Source organism: Labrys sp. ALF-8, assembly GCF_059699065.1.
Map to the genome: position 1 here is coordinate 2,376,610 of NZ_AP048537.1, position 15,252 is coordinate 2,391,861.

The following is a 15,252-nucleotide window of genomic DNA, read 5'->3' on the forward strand; positions in this document are numbered from 1 at the left end:
TGCGATGTGCCCGGAACCTATCGAAACGCGGCAAGTTCATGCCAGGAGCCCTGCTTCATGCCAGGAGCCCTGCGGTCCGACCATCGCGCCTTGCAAAGATGCCGCCGCCCGATTTCATGAAAGGATAGATCATGCGCCTTCACCTTGCCCTGTGCTGCACGGCCCTTGCAGCATTTGTCGCATCGGCCTCCTCGGCGGCCGCGGATGTCCGTGTTGGTGTCCTGCGCTGCAACGTCTCCGGTGGGCTGGGGCTGATCGTGACTTCGAGCAAGCAGATGAGCTGCGTCTTCCGGTCCAACCGGGGCTTTTCCGAGCGTTACTACGGCACGATCCGCAAATTCGGCCTCGACATCGGCAAGACCGATCGCGGCTCGCTCGTCTGGGGCGTGTTCGCCCCGAGCCAGGGCCGCATGCGTGGCGCGCTGGCGGGCAGCTATGTGGGGGTGGGAGCGTCGGCTTCGGTGGGCGTCGGTGGGGGAGCCAATGCGCTGGTGGGCGGCTTCCATCGCTCCTTCACTCTGCAGCCCTTCTCGGCGCAGGCCCAGCGTGGCGTCGACCTGGCAGCCGGCGTTGCTTCCCTGGACCTCGTGGCGGGGCGATGAACCGATGCGTGGCGAATCAGCACCTCTTGCCGATCCGCCTGGCGGTCAAAACCCAGCTGTGCGGCTGAACGGCGGCCCGAAGAATGTCGCCGCGGATGACCAGGCGCCGCAGCCCTTGTGCCACCTGCTGGTTCGACAGGCTCTTGCCGAAGCTCAGCCACACCGCCTCGCGCACCTGCCTGGTGGAGGCGCCGTAGGTTGCTGTCAGCCCATGCGCCTCCATGGCCTCGACAATCTGGTCCTGAAGTTCGGTGCGGCTCATCTTGCCGGTCCTTGATGGATGCGATCTACGCATTGTTGGAAGGGGTGCGCACTCCTTCGAACTCCGCACGCAAAGCGTGAATCAGTGTCCGTTACCCAAAATCGGCGTCCATGTGCGCGAAGCAGCCAAGACCGACAATCCTTCCATAGGAGGAGGCCGAAGCCTGTCATTGATGCAGATCAAGGCGGCCGAGGACGGGTATGGCGGCTGTTTCGGCGTTGACACAAGATTTCCCTTGGGCCAGCCTGCCGGCAGCTTCAGCCCCAGCTAGCGCTCCGAGCCGGCCGGATGGTGGCATGCCTTCAATGGCCAGCCATTCCAGGCGATTTTTCACGCGCCCCTCATGGTTGCGACGGTTCCGGCGGTAGCTGGCCACGAGGCTGGAAAGTTGTATCAACGTCGTCGTCAGATGAGAGGCATGTCGCGGATCTACCACCAAATCATGGCAAAGGCCGCCATTGCTGCTGGCCTGTCGGTCGTCGTTACGCTGGCGATCGCAGAGACGGCCGCATACTTCTTCGGTGGATCCGTGGAGGGGACAGGGCTCATTCTGTGTATCCTGTGCCCGCTGGTGATTGCTGGACCAGCGAGTGCCTGGCAGTTCTTCCAGCAGTCGCGCCTTGCGGCCGCGCGCGATGAATTACGCGCGGCCAAGGCCGAATTGGAACGGGCTCACGCGGCGCTGCAGCGAGCCTATGGCGATCTCAACGAGCGCGCCCGGCGAGACGGCCTCACCGGCATCCTCAATCGCGAAGGTTTTGTCGAGGCGCTCCTGCAGGCGCTTGAAAGCCAGCACGGCACCTTGTTCATCCTCGATGCCGACGAATTCAAGCTGATCAACGACAGATATGGCCATCCGACCGGTGATGAGGCCCTGCGCGTGCTTTCCGGCGCGGTCGCCGCAAGCATCGACGAGGCAGGCCTCTTCGGTCGCATAGGCGGCGAGGAGTTCGCTGTCTTCATGCCGGGCATTCGCGGAAGGGCGGCGTTCGAGGCCGCCGAGCGCATGAGGCTGGCAGTGCGGACATCGCCGGTCGCCGTTCGATCGGGGACGTCCATTTCGCTCTCGGTCAGCATCGGAGGCGCACACAGCTCGAATTTCGCGGATCTGGAGGCCCTCTGGCAGGCGGCGGACGCCTGCCTGTATGCGGCAAAGGCCGATGGCCGAGACCGCCTGGTACTGAATGGCGGTGGCCCATCGGAAGAGCTGGGTTCGCCCCTACTTTCGATTGGTTGAGACGGTTTGACGGCCGCTTTCTCCATTCGTGAAGCCCGGCGCTCCTGCAGCATCTTCCGATTAGGACGAACTGTTTGCCAAAGACGCTCTGTCTCCTTGCACAGGGCGCCGGACAGGGACGGCGTGCAGCGCTTGTAGCACTTGAGGCTCGTCCTGGCTGGCCATCCACTCGAGGGACCTTCATTCACTCTCTGGTTGTTATGGGGTATTTGTTGCAACCGTCTCTCCTGAGCGGTGCTCCCGGCCGCGGCGGGAGGGCTCTGCGCAGCCGCATGACCACGCGCTCATGGAAGGAACCCGCATTTGTTGCAGCGTGCCATCCGGTCCATAGTTCTCGCATCCAGACCCAGGGGCGCACCCGTCGCCGAGAATTTTCGGATGGTCGATGCGTTTCTTCCCCACCTCGGTAATGAACAGGTTTTGCTGCGTACCCTCTGGCTTTCGCTCGATCCCTACATGCGGGGCAGTATGGATGCCGGACCGTCCTACACGCCGAGTGTCGAGCTGGGCCAGCCCATGCCGGCCGAACTCGTGAGCGTCGTCCAGGAGTCTCGACACCCGGACTGGCAGGTTGGCGATATCGTCGTGCACGATGCCGGCTGGCAGGATCTGACTGTAACCGATGGAACTGGGATGCGGCGCCTAGATGAGCGGCTTGCGCCCGTCTCCACCTCCCTCGGCGTGCTGGGCATGCCCGGCATGACTGCTTTCGTGGGTCTGACGAACATTGCCCAGCCGAAGCCAGGCGAAACCCTTGTCGTCGCGGCCGCGGCAGGTCCCGTGGGATCCGCCGTCGGACAGATTGCGAAGATCAAGGGTTGCCGCGTCGTGGGAATTGCCGGAGGAGAGCGCAAATGCCGGTACCTACTCGACGAACTCGGCTTCGATGCCGCGCTCGATCACCGAATTTCGGGCTTGGCCGCCCGGTTGGCCAACGCCTGCCCGGACGGCGTCGACATATACTGGGAGAACGTGGGCGGGCCGGTATCTGAGGCCGTGCTGCCGTTGCTCAATCGCTTCGCCCGAATTCCCGTCTGTGGCCTTGTTTCCGTTTACAGCGACAGCGATACGACAACTCTACCCGGTCAATCATCAGGACTGATGCGGGCGATACTGACGAAACGGCTCCGTGCCGAGGGCTTTATCGTCGACGACCATGCTGAGCTGGCCGAGACATTTCGGAGAGAAATGTCCAGTTGGCTCCAGGATGGGCGGGTGCGATACCGCGAGGATATTGCAGTCGGGATCGAGCACGCACCTTCAAGGTTTGTCGCCATGCTCCGCGGCGAGACCTTCGGGAAGACGCTTGTCCAGGTCTCGCGCCTCTGAAGGACGTGAATTTTCAGGAAGTTCCGCAGCATATTTTGCGCATCGGCATCCGAGGGCCTCGGGATTGGCTCCTTGCTGGTAAATGACCAGTTCGCGACCAAGGCTAGGCAACAGCGACATGGCGATCTAGAAGTGGCGTGCCGCCGTAGCCGATGATGAGAATTACGTCTGCGCCCTGGCCTCCGAGGAAGAGCCTTTCCTGGCTCATGCCTCGCAATCCTCTCCGGAAAAGACGGTGAATCATGAAGAAGATCGGCTTCCTCTCGTTCGGGCATTGGACGCCCTCTCCGCAGTCCCAGACCCGTTCGGCTGCAGACACGCTGCTGCAGTCGATCGACCTGGCGGTCGCGGCCGAGGCGCTCGGGGCGGACGGTGCCTACTTCCGGGTTCATCACTTCGCGCGACAGCTCGCATCGCCCTTTCCTCTCCTCGCAGCCGTGGGCGCAAGGACGAGCCGCATCGAGATCGGCACGGCCGTCATCGACATGCGCTATGAGAATCCCCTCTACATGGCCGAGGACGCCGGCGCGGCGGATCTCATTGCCGGGGGTCGCCTGCAGCTCGGCATCAGCCGGGGCTCGCCGGAACAGGTCATCGATGGCTGGCGCTACTTCGGCTATCGTCCTGCGGAGGGCGAAACTGATGCGGACATGGGCCGGCGCCATGCGCAGGTATTTTACGACACTCTGCGCGGCGAGGGGTTCGCTCAGCCCAATCCGCGTCCGATGTTTGCCAACCCTCCGGGTCTCCTGCGTCTCGAGCCTCATTCCGACGGCTTGCGCGAGCGCATCTGGTGGGGGTCCGGCTCCAACGCGACGGCGGTATGGGCGGCGAAGCTCGGCATGAACCTGCAGGCCTCCACGCTCAAGGACGACGAGAGCGGAGAACCCTTTCACGTCCAGCAGGCAGCACAGATCCGTGCCTACCGCGCCGCGTGGAAGGAGGCTGGGCACCAAAGGGAACCGCGTGTCTCCGTGAGCCGCAGCATCTTCGCCCTCGTCGATGATCGTGACCGCATGTATTTCGGCCGGCCCGGCCAGGAGCAGGATCAGATCGGCTTCATCGAGGAGACGCAATCGATCTTCGGCCGCGGGTATACCGCCGAGCCGGACGTTCTCGTCGAACTATTGAGGAAGGACGAGGCCATAGCCGAGGCCGATACGCTGCTCCTCACGGTCCCCAACCAACTCGGCGTGGACTACAACGCCCATGTCATCGAGATGATCCTGACCCATGTCGCTCCGGCGCTCGGCTGGCGCTGACGGCCGCCGCAGCGGAGCGACGGGATGGCCTCACTCCGCCGCCTTGGATAGCTTTTCCCCATAGCGCCGCACCGGCTTATCGAAGCCGAAGGCGCTGCCGTCCTTGTGCACGACCTCGTCCTCCCAGGGCAGGCGATAGCGCCCGGCCGCAAGATCCGTCATGTAGGTGTAGGGGCAGTCGCCGGCTCCCCCCGCGACTGCGGTGAGGCCGCGATGGCCGAACTGATAGATATTGTTCTCGACGGCCCAATATTTGCGCGCCTCCCGCACAAGATCTGGGCGCACCTCGGCCGTGATGATCTCGTCCACGCGCCCGGTGGTGCCGTGGGCGATGATCGTGCCGTCGAAATTCACCACCATGCCCTCGCCCATGGAATCGAACTGCCCGTCGGAGCCGCACATGCAGACATTGGCCGTCACCATCAGGTTGCAGAAGGCGTTGGCCTGGTTTGTGAAGCGCCAGGCTTCGCGTATCGGCGCGGTATAGCCGGCCGTCCGCAACATGATTTCCGTGCCCTTGTAGGCACATTCGCGCGCCATTTCCGGAAACATGCCGTCATGACAGATAATGAGCGCGATCTTCGCGCCCTTCGGCCCCGTCACGACCGGAATGCCGACGTCGCCCGGTTCCCACGGCTCCACCGGTACCCATGGATGGAGCTTGCGGTAGTAGAGCTGGATATCGCCCTTGTCGTCGATGATCAGCCCGGAATTGTAGGGGTAGCCGCCAGGGTTGAGCTCCATGATCGAGAAGCATCCCCAGATCCGATTGTCGATGCAGGCCTTGCGGAAGGCGGCAACCTCGGGTCCGTCGAGAGAGCACATGATTTCGGGCGAGGTGTCCATCGACAGGCCGTGAAGCGCGTATTCGGGGAAGACGACGAGATCCATCGTGGCCATGTTCGCACGCGCCTTGCCGACCATCGCGACGATCTTCTCGGTTTGCAAGGCCAGATCCTGCGGCGTCTTCACGACCGGCAACTGCAGCTGCACCAGCCCGATGACGACACCCTCCGGCGCCTTGTTGAGCCCGCCTAGACCGTTCATTGGCTATCTCCTGGAATTGTCCCATCCCAGCAGGCAAGCAGCGTGCCAGCATCACTCCGGTGGCACGAAGTCAGGAGGCATCCGCCTTGCTGAACAGATGACGAGCCGGCATCCTGATGTCCTGGCTCAGGGCGGAGCGCACCAGGCTGAGATGGGAGAAGGCCTGGGGGAAATTGCCCGTCAATTCTCCCCGATCCGTATCGTATTCCTCGCTCAGCAGTCCCAGGTCGTTTCGCAGGTCGAGCAGCCGGTCGGTGAGGGCATGCGCCTCCTCCTCACGGCCCTGCCGCTGGTAGACATCCGCCAGCCAGAAGCTGCAGGCAAGGAATACCCCCTCGCCCGGTTCCAGCCCGTCGGTTCGGGTGCGTGTGTGGTAGCGGCGGACGAAGCCGTCCACCACCAGCTCGCGCTCGATGGCGGCGATCGTGCCGGCGACGCGGGGGTCCTCGACCGGCAGGAAGCCCGTCTCTGAAATCAGCAGCAGGCTGGCATCGAGTTCACGGCAGCCGAAGGTCTGCGTGAAGCTGCCGACGCCCCGGTCGAAGCCGAGTTCGCAGACCAGCCCGTGGATCTCGTCCCGGATGGCGCGCCAGCGTTCCAGCGGCGCCTCGAAGCCATATTTCTCCGCATCCCGGATCGACCGGTCGAAGGCGACCCACGCCATGATCTTGGAATGGGTGAAGTGGCGGCGGGCACCGCGGATCTCCCAGATGCCGTCATCCGGCTCCTGCCAGATCCCTTCCAGATGCGCCATCGCGGCGCGCTGGATGTCCCACGCGTCGGTCGAGGCGTCGAGGCCGCCTGCCCGGGCCAGATGCAGCGCATCCATCAATTCGCCCCACACGTCCAGCTGAAGCTGGCTCGAGGCGGCGTTACCGATGCGCACCGGCTGCGAGTCGCGATACCCCGGCAGCCAGGGAAGCTCGAGTTCCGTGAGGCGTCGTTCCCCCGCGAGGCCGTACATGATCTGCAGATCTTCGGGGCTGCCCGCCACCGAGCGATGGAGCCAGTCGCGCCAGGCGCCGGCTTCCTCGTAGTAGCCAGCACCCATCAGAGCGACCAGGGTGAGGGCGGCGTCGCGTAGCCAGCAGAAGCGATAGTCCCAGTTGCGTTCGCCGCCGACCCGCTCCGGCAGGGAGGTGGTGGGGGCGGCGACAATGCCACCCGTGTCGCTGAAGGTGAGGGCCTTCAGGGTCAGCAGCGAACGCAGCATCGCTTCGCGGCGATGTCCATCGACCCGGCAGCGCGCGGCCCAGTCGAGCCAGAAGCTTTCGGTTCGCGCCAGCGCCTTCTCGGCATCGAGGGGCGCAGGCGCGGGCCGATGCGAAGGGCCGTAGCTGAGCACGAAGGGGATGCGCTCGCGGGGGCTCACCGGGAACTCGGCGACCGTGGCCAGATGCTCTCCCTGAAGCGGCACGGAGGAGCGCAGCACCGCAAGGTTCGGGCCGGCAATGGCGACGATGCCATTGCGCTCGGACAATTGAGTGACCCAAGGCACCGAGGAGCCGTAATCGAAACGCAGCAGGAGTTCCATGCGAAGCTTCGGAGTTCCCGAGCGCCCTTCGACGATGCGGATGAGCGACGACCGTTCCGTGCCGATGGGCATGAAATCCAGCACCGCGAAGGACCCCTCCGCCGTCTCGAAGACGGTTTCGAGAATCATGGTATCGCCGCGATAGTTCCGCCGGGACCGGAAAGAGGGCGAAGCTGGCGCGATCGACCAGCGCCCGTGTTCAGGAGTTCCGAGCAACGCCGCAAAGCAGGCCGCGCTGTCGAAGCGCGGCCAGCACAACCAGTCTATCGAGCCATTGCGTCCCACGAGCGCAGCCGACCGGCAATCGCCGATGAGCCCGTAATCCTCGATCTTCAGGCCGCCTCGCTTCCCTCGGGCGTGCCTGAACTGTTCGCGCCCCGCCGGGGTGCCGACATCGTGCAACATCATCGATTCACCGTCTTCGCCCAAGGAATATTCTTCGGCGTCGTCGCGCCCCTTGTTCCTCCCCAATCCTCGCGGACAAGGCCACATTGCTGTCAAGGTCGAATTTATATCGAACTCGAAAGATATTATGAGCCGTCAATGCCAGAAGAAATAAAGAAGAATGATCACCGGGATTGGTACACCGAGCAACCAGAGCAAAATAGATCGTCCCATGATATTTCCTCCATACTCTCGAATTCGACTTTTCGACATGCTCGTCGAGGTGACACATCAACCCTCGAAAGCCGCCAAGGTTCCGCTCATTTTGCATCAGCCATTTTGGGGGTGGAAACCGCAGCGGCCGCGGTGTATGCTGCACTGCAGCAAGTTGCCGAAGCGCGTGGAACCCAAGCGGGGTGCGCAGCATTGAAGTCGGTATCCCCAGCATGAAGGATCGCCGCATGACCTATCTGAGCAGGACGAGAATCCGCGAAGGCCACCCTCATCCGCGCGGCGCGATATGGGATGGGTCAGGCACGAATTTCGCGTTGTTCTCGGCCAATGCCACCAAGGTCGAGGTTTGTCTGTTCGACGATACGGGCAGGCATGAGGTCGAGCGGATCGAACTGCCCGAATTCACCGACGAGATCTGGCATGGCTACCTGCCCGACGTCAGCCCAGGCATGCTCTATGGTTACCGCGTGCATGGGCCCTACGAGCCCGAGGCGGGCCATCGCTTCAATCCGCACAAGCTTCTTCTCGACCCCTATGCCCGGTCTCATTTCGGCGCGCTGCAGTGGGATCCGGCGATATTCGGCTACACGCTGGGCAAGGGGGATCTGAGCTTCGACAAGCGTGACAGTGCTCCCTTCATGCCCAAATGCATGGTCGTGGATTCGCGCTTCGACTGGCCCGGTAACCGCTCCCTCGTGCCCTGGGAGCAGACCATCATCTACGAGACCCACGTCAAGGGCTTCACCCGGCGCCATCCCGAGATCGCCGAGAGGTTGCAGGGCACGTATGCCGGCCTTGCATCCATCCAATCGCTCGAGCATATCAGGGCGCTCGGCGTGACCACGGTCGAACTGCTGCCCGTGCATACGTTCGTCGATGACGACCACCTTCTGCAGCGCGGCCTCAGGAACTATTGGGGCTATAACTCGATCGGCTTCTTCGCACCCGATCCGCGCTATGCCGCGGACCCGCCCAAGGTGCTGGCCGAGTTCAAGGAGATGGTCGCCCGGTTCCACGACGCCGGCCTCGAGGTCATTATGGACGTCGTCTACAACCACACGGCCGAGGGCAACGAACTCGGCCCGACCCTGTCCTTCAAGGGCATCGACAATGCGTCCTACTACCGGCTGATCCCCGAGCAGAACCGCTACTACATCAACGACACCGGCACCGGAAACACGGTCAATCTCAGCCATCCGCGCGTGATCCAGATGGTGACGGACAGCTTGCGCTACTGGGTCAACGAAATGCATGTCGACGGCTTCCGCTTCGACCTCGGTACCATCCTGGCCCGTGAACTGGACGGCTTCAATCCGGAAGGCGGCTTCCTCAAGGCCGTCGGACAGGACCCGGTGCTGGAGAATGTCAAGCTGATCGCCGAACCGTGGGATGTCGGCCCCGGAGGCTACCAGGTCGGCGGCTTCACGCCAGGCTGGGCGGAATGGAACGACATCTATCGTGATACCGCCCGCGATTTCTGGCGGGGCGAGGCCAGGCCGGCGGCACTGGCCCCGCGCCTGTGCGGCTCGCCCGACAAGTTCGATCATCGTGGCCGCAAGCCGTGGTCGTCGGTGAACTTCCTAACCGCCCATGACGGCTTCACGATGCGGGATCTCGTCTCCTACAACGATCGTCACAACGAGGCGAACGGTGAGGAAAACCGCGACGGCAGCATGGACAACCGGTCCTGGAACTGCGGCGTCGAGGGGCCGACCGACGATGCCGGCGTCAATGCGCTGCGTGAACGCCAGCAGCGCAACATGCTGGCGCTTTTGCTCCTGTCCCAGGGCACGCCGATGATTCTGGCCGGCGATGAATTCGGACGCACCCAGCAAGGCAACAACAATGCCTATTGCCAGGACAGCGAGATCAGCTGGGTCGATTGGGAACTCGCGGAGAAGAACCGGGGCCTGATGGATTTCGTTCGCCGCCTCATCCAGCTGCGCCGCAAATATCCGATCCTGCGTCGTTCGCGCTATATGATAGGCGAGCGCACCAACGAGGCCATCGACGTGCGCGAGGTGACCTGGATCCACCACGGCGGCGAGGAGATGACGCGCGCGAACTGGGATGATCCGGCGGAGGTTTCCTGCTTCGGGATGATCCTGGACGGTCGCGCCCAGGCGAGCGGTATCCGCAAGCGCGGATCTGACGCCACCCTGCTCATCCTGCTCAACGCCCACCATGAGCCCGTGCCCTTCAAGCTGCCGCCCTGCTACGACGGGTCGGCATGGAAGCGGCTGATCGCTACTGACGATCCGGATCTACCGGAAGCCGACATCGGCATCGGGGAGAGCTACGACCTGCCGGGACGGTCGCTGGTCCTCTTCGAACGGGTGGATTGATCCCGTCTTTTTTGACAGCGCGACAGGCCATGCCTGCCGGACGTAAAATGACGGCATAAGCTGCGCTTCTTGCTGCATTATCGGCGCCGCACGTCCAAGGGTCGGGATGGGCGGATTCGCCGATTGTTTGCGTTTCGCAACAACGGCGATAGGTATTTTTTTGAACAATCTGGCCCTACGGTGCGTTGTGAATCAGTAGTCCACCAAGAATGAGGTTTAATTCATGGCGGGAAACGATAAAAAGATGATTCTCGTTATAGAAGACGAGATGATGGTGCAGATGCTTATTATCGATACCCTCAATGATCTTGGCTTTGCTACTCTTGAAGCAAAGGATGCAAACACTGCACTACCCATACTGCAAGGTAATCAAGCTATTGATCTGCTGATCACGGATATCGGTTTGCCTGGGATGAGCGGATGGGATCTGGCCAAGGCGGCACGTCAGGCACGTTCCGACCTGAAGATTCTCTTCCTGACCGGCTATGAGAGCGCGCAGTCGCAGGATTTCGAGCGGGACGGATTGCAGGACGTGATGGTCAAGCCCTTCGACATGGGCGTGTTCGAGGCCAAGGTCACGGCCATGCTGGCTCACCCCCTGGAGAAGGGCACCGTGTAGCCGTCGCCCCCTGCGAATTCCTGCTGGAAAGGCCCCGCGAGCGTGCTCCGGGGCCTTGCTGCTTTCGGGATGCGGAAGTCCAGCCAAAACAAGTGTTTGCGCATCGAGGGAGCACAACGGGAAATGCTGCTTTTCGACGGGAACAAAGAGCAGTGTCGGGCGTTCGCCCCCTAGGAGTGACCGGCTCCGATGGAGGGAGCCATCGGGGTGGTGCCGGTTGAGTTTTGACGAGTGAGAGGACGTGTCGTGAAACAGCCAAGCTTCGCAGAGCCCGCCGGACGCGAGCGCGACTATGAAAGGGTCATATCGATGAGCGGGCAAGCCCAGCACACCGTCGTTCTCGTCGATGACGACAATGACGTTCGGGCTATTACAGCGGATATTCTGGAGGAGGCGGGGTTCAACGTCCTCCAGGCCGCCCGCGCTGAAACGGCACTCGATGTCCTCGCCACCAACGAGGATGTGAAGGTGCTCATTACCGATGTGCGCATGCCCGGCACGATGAACGGCTACGACCTGGCCCTCAAGGCGCGTGAGCGCTGGCCGGCGCTGGAGATCATGTTCGTTTCCGGTTTCGGCCTGCCGGATCGCCATCAGCTCTATTTCGATTGCCTGCTGGTGAGCAAACCGTTCAATCCCGACGACTTCGTAACGAAGGTGCGAGGGCTTGCGGAACGGGCAGTCTGAGCATCGTCCGCCACGAACTTGTGCCGGCTCGATGAAAAAGGCAGGATCCCCGGATTGGGATCCTGCCTTTCTTCTTTTCCTTGGTTGCGCTTCCTGAACTCTGCTCGAGCGTCTTGTGTTTTGACGGAATTGGCAGAACGCAAAGACGCATCGAAAAACAAGGAATTAGAGCAAAGCGGCGTTTCTGCCTAAACGCGTTTTGCTCTAGGCGGCCTTGCGCTTGGCGCGCTTGTTGAAGAACAGGGCCTGGCTGATCGTCGCTTTAACCGCCTCCGGCCGGAATGGCTTGGTGATGAGGAAGGTGGGTTCAGGCTGCTGGCCCGTGAGCAGCCTCTCAGGATAGGCGGTGATGAAGATCACCGGCAGATCGACGGTCGTCAGGATATCATTCACGGCATTGAGGCCCGAACTGCCGTCGGCGAGCTGGATGTCGGCCAGCACCAGCCCTGGACTGTGCTTGGCGACCTGAGCCAGCGCCTCCTTGTGGGTGCGCGCGACGCCGGCCACCGAATGGCCAAGTTCCTCGACGATGGTCTGCAGGTCCAGCGCAATGATCGGTTCATCCTCGATGATCAGCACGTCGGTGGCGATCTGCAGGGCAATCTCCTGCGTCGCCTCCTCCACGAGCGCGATCACCTGTGCTTCGTCGATCCGCATGACCGTGGCGGCTTCGTCGCTGGAGAAGCCCTCCATCGTCGTGAGCAGGAAGGCCTGCCGGGAGCGTGGGGCGAGGCGTTCGAGGCGCTGCTCGGGCGCATCGCCGTCGATCTCCTTGGCGGGCTCCATGTTCACTGCCATGGACGACCACAGCCTCAGGAAGACCTGGTAGAGCGCCAGCCTCGACGAAATGTCCCGGGGGAAGGAAGAGGGATCTTCAACCAGCGCTTCGAGCGTTCCGATCACATAGGCGTCGCCGCTTGCCTGCGTTCCGCTGAGGGCGCGCGAGAAGCGTCGCAAATAGGGTAGCTGGGGCGCTATTTCAGCTGCGATCGACATCAATTCGGCTCCTTACCATGGCAGGAATCGAGCACGGAACCGCACGATATGACAATGAATTTATTTTTTTGAGGCAGCGGAACGATTTTTCACTCATTGCGTTCCGAGAGTTGGCATTGCGGGTCTCGTGGCACGGGAACGGTAGCGCCTGACATTTATCCAGCGGCTTCGGAGGCCGCTTCACAGGGGTTACGATGTCCAAGAGTAGAGAGCCGGCCCAAAAATCGACGGCGAAAGACGTCGTTCGAGAGCTCGACCCGCAAATCCAGGAGTTTGTCGCCCGTTCCCTGCAGGCGCACTATGAATCGATTGTTCAGGCTCCCGTTCCAGACCGATTCCTGATGCTCCTCGCCCAGCTCGAGGACCAGGAGAGGAAAGCCGCGGAGGCCAAGAGCGATGAGCAGCGATAGCTTCAAGGAAGGCCTGATCGCGCATATCCCGAGCCTGCGCGCCTTCGCCGCCTCCCTCTCGGGGTCGATCACCTTGGCCGACGATCTCGTCCAGGACACGCTGCTGAAGGCTTGGGCCAATGCGGACAAGTTCGAACCCGGCACCAATATGAGGGCCTGGCTCTTCACCATCCTGCGCAACATCTATTATTCGCTATATCGAAAGCGCTCTCGCGAGGTGCAGGACAGTGAGGGGACCTATGCGCAACGCCTGGCCGTGCATGGCAATCAGGAGGGGCATCTGGAGGTGGCGGACTTCAAGGTCGCTCTCGCCCAACTGCCGGAGGAGCAGAGAGAGGCCCTGATCATGGTGGGCGCATCGGGAATCTCCTATGAGGAGGCCGCCGAAATCTGCGGCGTGGCGCTCGGCACCATCAAGAGCCGGGTCAACCGGGCCCGCGCCAAGCTGGGCGAGATGCTCTCCGGCGGTATCGACGAAACCGGGCCGGACGCGAAGATGCTTGCCGCCCTGCGTGCGGCCGGCGGCGAGTCCACCTTGCCGTGAGCGGCTCGCCTGGTGCCTTCCCTTTCTGGCGGACACGTCTCACCTTCGATACCGTGCAGGCGAGGCTGATCGCCTTCTTCCTGATGATCGCGGTTCCGATCGGAGCGATCACCACGGCAACCGCCGTGGTGACCTATCGCAATGCGGTGTCGGCGATCGACGCGGCGCAGGCCGAGACGGCAGGCAACTTCGCCATCCGCATGCGCATCTGGTATGTCGGCGTATTGCGTGGCCTGATCGTTTCGGCTGCGGACGGCGTCGCCAGTACCAGCGAGGCTGCCTGCCGGGCGATCGGCAATGCCAGCGTTCGCGGGCTCGACGGGTACCAAGTGCTCCTGGTTCGCGGCGACGATGGCAAGGGATGCACGGTTTCGAACGATCCCTCCCTGACACAGGCCGAGCTCTCCACCGCCCTGGCGGAGCAGGCCGGCAAGAACCTCTCTAAATCCAGGGCGGTCCTGATGTCCGTCGAGGGCCGCTACGATTCGCTTGTGATGGGCGGACAGCGCCGCCTGGTGGTCTATGCCCGCCAGGCCAGGACCGCGGATACGGCGGGTTGGGAGGCTCTGGTGGTGATCTCGCCGGAGGCTCTGGACCGCGTCTTCAATCTCGGCGAAAGCGATCCCGATTTCATAACGGCCCTTTCAACCGCCAAGGACGAAATCGTCTTCGCACGCGGGCATGCGGCCAGCGACAGGAGCTGGCTGCCTCCGGAAGGCGCCTTTCCGTTGACGCGGCAGCGCTGGTCGGCCGTAAGCGGCGCCGGAGAGCAGCGGATCTACTACGCGCTGCCCGTCGACGACCGCGATCTCTTCATCATCTCGAGTTTTCGCGACAAGAACCTGCAGGCCGCGCGCTCGCAGTTCATCTTCATTCTGGTCGCGCCCCTTGCGGCGCTCCTGCTGCTTCTCGTGGCGTTCGTCCGGGTGATGAACCGCCATCTCGTGCAATGGCTGAAGGGAATCGAGGCTGCTTCCCGTGCCCGCCGCGTCTCCGGCTGGGGGCGTGTCGCCCTCGACCCCACCATGCCCGCCGACATCCGGAATGTTGTCGTCGCCTTCAACGACATGGTTGAGGAGCAGGAGGGACGCGAGCGTCATCTCCAGGCTGCATTGGCTGCCAATCATGCCCTGACTCGCGAAATGCACCATCGCGTGAAGAACAATCTCCAGGTAGTGCAGAGCTATATCGGCCTATCGAGAAACGCCTATACCGGCGATGCCCGCATGGCCCTGTGCGAAGCCGAATGCCGCGTGCATGTGCTGTCGGCCGCCTATCGTGGCGCCCTGTCGGAAGGGGCGATGCGGCCGGTCGCCATCGATCCCTTCCTGCGTGACGTGATCGCCGCGGTCGCCAGATTGCTGAGCCGTCCGGGGCAGGAGATCGCCATCAAGGGACAGACCGATATCAGCCTGCCGGTCGACCGTGCCATTCCTCTCGGGCTGCTCATCGTGGACCGGGCATCGGCCATCCTGCACGATGGCCTGGCGCTCCATCTCAAGGTCGGCATCGCGGATGACGACCAGGGACGGTTCGAGTTCGAATTCGTTGCGGATCGGCAAATGCCCCAGCCGCCGCAATCGCGCATCCTGGCCGGACTGGTGATGCAGCTGGAAGCGACCGAGACGACCCCGCGCGACAGCACGCATCTCGGTGCCTGGATGCTGAAGGCGCGGGCGGATGCCGATGGCGAGGCGGGTGAAGCCGAGCCGCAACTGGCCCTTGCCTCGACGCCGAAGTGAGGCGGCAGACCCGGCGGG

Annotated in this window: 14 protein-coding genes; 10 read left to right on the forward strand and 4 right to left on the reverse strand. The window is 62.8% G+C overall.

Annotation, left to right across the window (positions count from 1 at the left end):
- Positions 1–131: 131 nt before the first annotated feature.
- Positions 132–602: a DUF992 domain-containing protein gene (locus AC6H34_RS10955; RefSeq protein WP_497538836.1), complete on the forward strand. Its 471-nt coding sequence runs from the start codon at positions 132–134 to the stop codon at positions 600–602.
- A 16-nt stretch (positions 603–618) separates the two neighbouring features.
- Here the strand turns inward: AC6H34_RS10955 and AC6H34_RS10960 are convergent, their stop codons facing one another.
- Positions 619–864, reverse strand: coding sequence for a hypothetical protein (locus AC6H34_RS10960; protein ID WP_448149960.1), 246 nt, complete (start codon positions 862–864; stop codon positions 619–621).
- Positions 865–1,282: 418 nt separating this feature from the next.
- Here AC6H34_RS10960 and AC6H34_RS10965 point away from each other — a divergent pair, with 418 nt between their 5' ends.
- The 3 genes from AC6H34_RS10965 to AC6H34_RS10975 all read left to right on the forward strand — a co-directional run bounded on the left by AC6H34_RS10965 (position 1,283) and on the right by AC6H34_RS10975 (position 4,692).
- Entirely contained in the window at positions 1,283–2,101 is an 819-nt protein-coding gene (locus AC6H34_RS10965; RefSeq protein ID WP_497538837.1) for a GGDEF domain-containing protein, read from the forward strand.
- Between the two features lie 306 nt (positions 2,102–2,407).
- Positions 2,408–3,430, forward strand: a complete 1,023-nt coding sequence (curA, locus tag AC6H34_RS10970) for an NADPH-dependent curcumin/dihydrocurcumin reductase (protein WP_497539875.1) — start codon at positions 2,408–2,410, stop codon at positions 3,428–3,430.
- Positions 3,431–3,672: 242 nt separating this feature from the next.
- Positions 3,673–4,692: an LLM class flavin-dependent oxidoreductase gene (locus AC6H34_RS10975; protein WP_497538838.1), complete on the forward strand. Its 1,020-nt coding sequence runs from the start codon at positions 3,673–3,675 to the stop codon at positions 4,690–4,692.
- A gap of 30 nt (positions 4,693–4,722) precedes the next feature.
- On the opposite strand, the gene AC6H34_RS10980 is transcribed toward AC6H34_RS10975, so the two are convergent.
- On the reverse strand, positions 4,723–5,739 hold the full coding sequence (locus tag AC6H34_RS10980; protein WP_448149957.1) for a formamidase: 1,017 nt from the start codon (positions 5,737–5,739) through the stop codon (positions 4,723–4,725).
- A gap of 70 nt (positions 5,740–5,809) precedes the next feature.
- Positions 5,810–7,681, reverse strand: a complete 1,872-nt coding sequence (locus AC6H34_RS10985) for a glycoside hydrolase family 15 protein (protein ID WP_497538839.1) — start codon at positions 7,679–7,681, stop codon at positions 5,810–5,812.
- A gap of 437 nt (positions 7,682–8,118) precedes the next feature.
- On the opposite strand from AC6H34_RS10985, the gene glgX reads away from it, so the two are divergent.
- The 3 genes from glgX to AC6H34_RS11000 all read left to right on the forward strand — a co-directional run bounded on the left by glgX (position 8,119) and on the right by AC6H34_RS11000 (position 11,542).
- Entirely contained in the window at positions 8,119–10,236 is a 2,118-nt protein-coding gene (glgX, locus tag AC6H34_RS10990) for a glycogen debranching protein GlgX (protein WP_497538840.1), read from the forward strand.
- A 223-nt stretch (positions 10,237–10,459) separates the two neighbouring features.
- Positions 10,460–10,855: a response regulator gene (locus AC6H34_RS10995; RefSeq protein WP_497538841.1), complete on the forward strand. Its 396-nt coding sequence runs from the start codon at positions 10,460–10,462 to the stop codon at positions 10,853–10,855.
- 246 nt (positions 10,856–11,101) lie between these two features.
- The gene (locus tag AC6H34_RS11000; protein ID WP_448149953.1) at positions 11,102–11,542 is read left to right on the forward strand and encodes a response regulator; all 441 of its coding nucleotides are present in this window, start codon (positions 11,102–11,104) and stop codon (positions 11,540–11,542) included.
- Positions 11,543–11,746: 204 nt separating this feature from the next.
- Here the strand turns inward: AC6H34_RS11000 and AC6H34_RS11005 are convergent, their stop codons facing one another.
- The gene (locus AC6H34_RS11005; protein WP_448149952.1) at positions 11,747–12,538 is read right to left on the reverse strand and encodes a response regulator; all 792 of its coding nucleotides are present in this window, start codon (positions 12,536–12,538) and stop codon (positions 11,747–11,749) included.
- A 194-nt stretch (positions 12,539–12,732) separates the two neighbouring features.
- Here AC6H34_RS11005 and AC6H34_RS11010 point away from each other — a divergent pair, with 194 nt between their 5' ends.
- From AC6H34_RS11010 to AC6H34_RS11020, 3 genes are read left to right on the forward strand one after another with little or no spacing between them, the layout of a single operon-like run.
- Positions 12,733–12,948 carry a NepR family anti-sigma factor gene (locus AC6H34_RS11010; protein WP_448149951.1) on the forward strand — a complete coding sequence of 72 codons (216 nt, stop codon included), beginning with the start codon at positions 12,733–12,735 and terminating at the stop codon, positions 12,946–12,948.
- On the forward strand, positions 12,935–13,492 hold the full coding sequence (locus AC6H34_RS11015; RefSeq protein ID WP_448149950.1) for a sigma-70 family RNA polymerase sigma factor: 558 nt from the start codon (positions 12,935–12,937) through the stop codon (positions 13,490–13,492). Before AC6H34_RS11010 ends, AC6H34_RS11015 begins: the two co-directional genes overlap by 14 nt.
- Positions 13,489–15,234: a sensor histidine kinase gene (locus AC6H34_RS11020; RefSeq protein WP_497538842.1), complete on the forward strand. Its 1,746-nt coding sequence runs from the start codon at positions 13,489–13,491 to the stop codon at positions 15,232–15,234. Before AC6H34_RS11015 ends, AC6H34_RS11020 begins: the two co-directional genes overlap by 4 nt.
- The last annotated feature ends 18 nt before the right edge of the window (positions 15,235–15,252 follow it).

Excerpts from the sequence above, each read along its gene's own strand:
- AC6H34_RS10955 (WP_497538836.1), top strand. The coding sequence starts at position 132 with ATGCGCCTTCACCTTGCCCTGTGCTGCACGGCCCTTGCAGCATTTGTC.
- AC6H34_RS10960 (WP_448149960.1), bottom strand. The coding sequence starts at position 864 with ATGAGCCGCACCGAACTTCAGGACCAGATTGTCGAGGCCATGGAGGCG.
- AC6H34_RS10965 (WP_497538837.1), top strand. The coding sequence starts at position 1,283 with ATGTCGCGGATCTACCACCAAATCATGGCAAAGGCCGCCATTGCTGCT.
- AC6H34_RS10975 (WP_497538838.1), top strand. The coding sequence starts at position 3,673 with ATGAAGAAGATCGGCTTCCTCTCGTTCGGGCATTGGACGCCCTCTCCG.
- AC6H34_RS10980 (WP_448149957.1), bottom strand. The coding sequence starts at position 5,739 with ATGAACGGTCTAGGCGGGCTCAACAAGGCGCCGGAGGGTGTCGTCATC.
- AC6H34_RS10985 (WP_497538839.1), bottom strand. The coding sequence starts at position 7,681 with ATGATGTTGCACGATGTCGGCACCCCGGCGGGGCGCGAACAGTTCAGG.
- glgX (WP_497538840.1), top strand. The coding sequence starts at position 8,119 with ATGACCTATCTGAGCAGGACGAGAATCCGCGAAGGCCACCCTCATCCG.
- AC6H34_RS10995 (WP_497538841.1), top strand. The coding sequence starts at position 10,460 with ATGGCGGGAAACGATAAAAAGATGATTCTCGTTATAGAAGACGAGATG.
- AC6H34_RS11005 (WP_448149952.1), bottom strand. The coding sequence starts at position 12,538 with ATGTCGATCGCAGCTGAAATAGCGCCCCAGCTACCCTATTTGCGACGC.
- AC6H34_RS11010 (WP_448149951.1), top strand. The coding sequence starts at position 12,733 with ATGTCCAAGAGTAGAGAGCCGGCCCAAAAATCGACGGCGAAAGACGTC.
- AC6H34_RS11015 (WP_448149950.1), top strand. The coding sequence starts at position 12,935 with ATGAGCAGCGATAGCTTCAAGGAAGGCCTGATCGCGCATATCCCGAGC.